The following is a 3336-nucleotide window of genomic DNA, read 5'->3' as shown; positions in this document are numbered from 1 at the left end:
TTTCTTTTCTTAAAGTTCCATGTGAGTTTTCTGGTTCTTTCTATCAGATTGTTTCTCTTTAAAACTCTGTAGATGGTTGAAGGAGAGACTTTTATATCGAGGTATTTTTCTATAAAGACTGATATTTTTTCTTTGCTCCAGGTAGGGAATTTTTCCCTCACTGTGATTATGAGGAATTCAAGTTCTGGTTCTATCTGAGGTTGTCTTACTCTGTGGGGTCTTTTGTTTCTGTCTTTGAGGCCTTCTAAACCGTACTTTTTGTATCTATTTTTCCATTTGTAGAAGGTAGTTGGACTTATTCCGAAGTATCTGCAGGTTAGTCTTGCATTTTGGTGTTTTTCGTAGTGTTGAATCCATTTAAGTCTTTTTCTCACGTTTGGGTCTTTTGTTAGGTCGAGTTTGGTTTTGATTTTCGTTCCTCTTTTGATTGTTTTTTTGAAGGGTGTATTTGATATGTGCAGGGATGTTCCTTTGAATTTCTTTAATTGTTTCATTGGTGGACACCTCCTTTTGTTGGAGTTTAAATCTTATTTTAGGGTGTCCACCTTCTTTCTGAACTTCAACAAACATAGGTCAAGAGGACTTTAGACTCGAAGACATGCTGGCCTTCATAGAGGAAATCAAGAGGTTCTTCACAAGCGGGGAGTATTTAAGGAACAGGGATTATCTAAGGGTATTGGGATACTGGAGAGCAAGGAAAAGCGAAGGATACAGACCGATTTAGGGAGGTGAAGGATGCTTTTACCGGTGAGAGTGGAGCTTAAAGAGAAGTGCAGGGAACCAGCCCACTTGGTAGAGGTTGAGGTTCTGTCCTACGAGGAGGGCTGGATTTACGGAAAGGAGATAACTCCAGATCCTGCAGAGTTTGCGGGGTGGCTTTTGAGGAAAGGGACAAAGAAGGTAATCACAGAGAGGGAGGACGGAAGCATTGAGATTCAGTTCCTCAAAAAGGGAATGAGAGGAAAAATCTGGAGGCCTAAAAAGGTTTACAGGATAAAACCATTTCAAAAGGAGGTGAGCGATGACTAAGGGAGAGCTTTTGAAGGAACTAAGGGAGAGAGCGGGTAAAAGAGTCAAGAAAGAGAGCTGGGTGAGACGGGAAGTAGTCGAGGCGGTGTTTGAGGAGCTTCTGAAACTGATTGTGGAGAAAGTCAAGGCAGGAGAAGAGATCAAAATCAAGGAATTTGGGAAGTTCTACGCAGTAGAGAGGAAACCGAGAGACATGGTTGACCCGAAAACCGGGAAAAGAATCGGAACGATTGGGAGGAGGAAAGTATTTGTTTTCAAACCATCAAAGAAAATCAAGGTCTTGGAGGAGGAGTAAATGGGAATCTACTTCAACGACTGGAGCGTAACAGCAAAGTTCAAAATTGAGTCGTATGAGGGATTGAAGAGCTTAGATGCCAGCTACTGGGTAGGGAATAGGGTTAGGGTTGAGTTCAACAGTGAAGGAACAATAGAGGGGATATGCAAAAAGTTTCAGGTTCAAGAAAACACAGAACTAAAGAAAGTAGTTCGCTTTGAGATTGAAGTAGAAGAAGCCACAGGGAACTTTACAGGCAGACCCGATTATCTCTTTAGACCCGACGACGTGGTGAAAATCGAGAAAGTGGAGGCTGAATGATGGGATACTGTGATGAAGGGGTAAGACAATTCGTAAAAGCACCGAACCCCGAAGGGCTCGGCGTAGAAGAACAGCAGACAATAAACATAACCGACCTAATGAATGAGTATGAGAAATTAGAAGCTCAAATTCAAGAGCTTAACAGCAGAAAACAGGAGATAAGAAACACCATCTTTGGAGAGTTAGTAACTCAGGACATTCAGGAAACGTCTGTCATTACAAGCTCTGGAACAAAGTTCGTTTTGAGAATTCAGAAAGTTAAGAGAGAAACCGTTGATAAAAAGCTCCTGAAAAAGGAGTTAGGGGAAAAGGCAGAAAAGTTCATCGTCGTTACAGAATCAGAGTTTCTCTCAATCAGACCTGCAAAGAAAACCAACCAAGAACTTAAGGAGGTAAACGATGGAAACAAAGACATCCAGTTCTAATAAAGTGAAAATCTACGTTGCAGATGACGGGACAGAGTGGACAAAAGAGGAAATAAGGAACTACCTGAAATACAACGTGTCCTCAGACAACATAACGGAAGAGGACGTTGAGGAGTTCTTCCGCTACTGCAAATCCCAGAAGCTGAACCCTTACGACATTCACCTCCAAAAGTACGGAGACGGGAAACCGGTTGTTGTTATTTCAAAGTATGCCTTCCTGAAAAGGGCAGAGAAAAGCGGAAAGTTTGCAGGATACAGGGCTGGAGTTGTAGTTGAAAGGAACGGGAAGCTCATCTACAGGGAAGGGAGCATCGTCTTAAAAGGAGAAACCTTAGTAGGGGGCTGGGCAGAAGCCTACAGAAAAGACTGGAAGGTTCCCGCAAAGGTAGAGGTAGGACTTGACGAGTACATGAGAAGGGACAGGAACGGAAAACCCTTCCCGATGTGGAAGGAAAAACCGGCCACGATGATAAGGAAGGTGGCATTAGTCCATGCATTAAGGGAGGCATTTCCAAGTGAGGTCGGGGGACTTGAAGTCGTTAGTGATGATGTGGATGGGGACAGTGGAGAACTTGAAGTTGACTCCTACGAGGAAGCTCAGGAAGAGGGACAGGAGAAAGAGGAAAAGAAAAAGGAGGATGGAGAGGGAGAGCAGAAGGAGGAACAGAAGCGGGTAGGGAAGAAAGAGCTTAAAAGAATCTGGGCTTTAGCAACAAAAGTTTTCGGAGGAGAAGGAAAGACAAAAGAAGACGTTAAGAACTCCCTCCACCAGTTGATGGAATCTGAATTCGGGAAAACCTCCTCAAAGGAACTCACTCCAGAGGAAGCCTCCAAGCTCATAGAGATGCTCGAAACAGCCAAGAGAAAGATTGACGAATGGGAAAAAATCAAAAACCCCGAATTTTAAAGAGCCCGCCTCCTGCGGGCTTTCCCCCAAAAAGAGGAGGAGAAGTTTGAAAAGGAAAAGGCTGAAAGAAAAAGCAAGAGAGCTCAGGGAAAAAGGATACTCGATAAGAGAGATAAGCCAAATTTTGGGAAAGTCAACCTCCTGTTCTCGTTCAATACATGGTGGACACCCTGGAGTTTTTTAATATATTCCTCAAACTTCTCTACTGGAGTCTTATAACCAAGACCTTGATGAGGCCTAACGAAGTTGTAAAAGTTTAGATACCTAAATAACTTCCTGTTCATCTCATCAACTGTCGGCTCAGTCCCTTCTATCATCCACAGTTCCTTCTCCACCGTCTGTATGAACCTTTCAACATGTGCATTGGTCTTGGGAGACCT

At 43.3% G+C, this 3336-nt stretch carries 8 protein-coding genes; 6 read left to right on the top strand and 2 right to left on the bottom strand.

The genetic code is table 11. From position 1 onward, the window contains the following. Window positions 1-494 (bottom strand): helix-turn-helix domain-containing protein (locus tag FN732_RS09420; RefSeq protein ID WP_142936283.1); only part of this gene is annotated, 494 nt, incomplete at its 3' end. Window positions 495-598: 104 nt separating this feature from the next. Here FN732_RS09420 and FN732_RS09825 point away from each other — a divergent pair. The 6 genes from FN732_RS09825 to bet are packed head-to-tail and all read left to right on the top strand — an operon-like array spanning window position 599 to window position 2956. Next, the gene (locus FN732_RS09825; RefSeq protein ID WP_281279923.1) at window positions 599-724 is read left to right on the top strand and encodes a hypothetical protein; all 126 of its coding nucleotides are present in this window, start codon (window positions 599-601) and stop codon (window positions 722-724) included. Between the two features lie 11 nt (window positions 725-735). Beyond that, window positions 736-1029 (top strand): hypothetical protein, encoded by a 294-nt coding sequence (locus FN732_RS09415; protein ID WP_142936282.1) that lies wholly within the window; start codon window positions 736-738, stop codon window positions 1027-1029. A 10-nt stretch (window positions 1030-1039) separates the two neighbouring features. Then, window positions 1040-1324 (top strand): HU family DNA-binding protein, encoded by a 285-nt coding sequence (locus FN732_RS09410; protein WP_185954315.1) that lies wholly within the window; start codon window positions 1040-1042, stop codon window positions 1322-1324. Beyond that, a complete protein-coding gene (locus tag FN732_RS09405) occupies window positions 1325-1624 on the top strand; it encodes a hypothetical protein (RefSeq protein WP_142936280.1) in 300 nt (99 codons plus the stop codon). It begins immediately after the preceding gene. Next, window positions 1621-2049, top strand: coding sequence for a hypothetical protein (locus tag FN732_RS09400; RefSeq protein WP_142936279.1), 429 nt, complete (start codon window positions 1621-1623; stop codon window positions 2047-2049). Before FN732_RS09405 ends, FN732_RS09400 begins: the two co-directional genes overlap by 4 nt. Next, window positions 2024-2956: a phage recombination protein Bet gene (gene bet, locus FN732_RS09395; protein ID WP_142936278.1), complete on the top strand. Its 933-nt coding sequence runs from the start codon at window positions 2024-2026 to the stop codon at window positions 2954-2956. Before FN732_RS09400 ends, bet begins: the two co-directional genes overlap by 26 nt. An 83-nt stretch (window positions 2957-3039) precedes the next feature. Here the strand turns inward: bet and FN732_RS09390 are convergent. After that, a partial coding sequence (locus tag FN732_RS09390; RefSeq protein WP_142936277.1) for an integrase core domain-containing protein occupies window positions 3040-3336 on the bottom strand: 297 nt, incomplete at its 5' end.

Source organism: Balnearium lithotrophicum (assembly GCF_900182585.1).
Taxonomy (GTDB): domain Bacteria; phylum Aquificota; class Aquificia; order Desulfurobacteriales; family Desulfurobacteriaceae; genus Balnearium; species Balnearium lithotrophicum.
This window is presented reverse-complemented; position numbering and strand designations above follow the sequence as displayed.

Excerpts from the sequence above, each read along its gene's own strand:
- FN732_RS09400 (WP_142936279.1), top strand. The coding sequence starts at position 1,621 with ATGATGGGATACTGTGATGAAGGGGTAAGACAATTCGTAAAAGCACCG.
- bet (WP_142936278.1), top strand. The coding sequence starts at position 2,024 with ATGGAAACAAAGACATCCAGTTCTAATAAAGTGAAAATCTACGTTGCA.
- FN732_RS09405 (WP_142936280.1), top strand. The coding sequence starts at position 1,325 with ATGGGAATCTACTTCAACGACTGGAGCGTAACAGCAAAGTTCAAAATT.
- FN732_RS09415 (WP_142936282.1), top strand. The coding sequence starts at position 736 with ATGCTTTTACCGGTGAGAGTGGAGCTTAAAGAGAAGTGCAGGGAACCA.
- FN732_RS09825 (WP_281279923.1), top strand. The coding sequence starts at position 599 with ATGCTGGCCTTCATAGAGGAAATCAAGAGGTTCTTCACAAGCGGGGAG.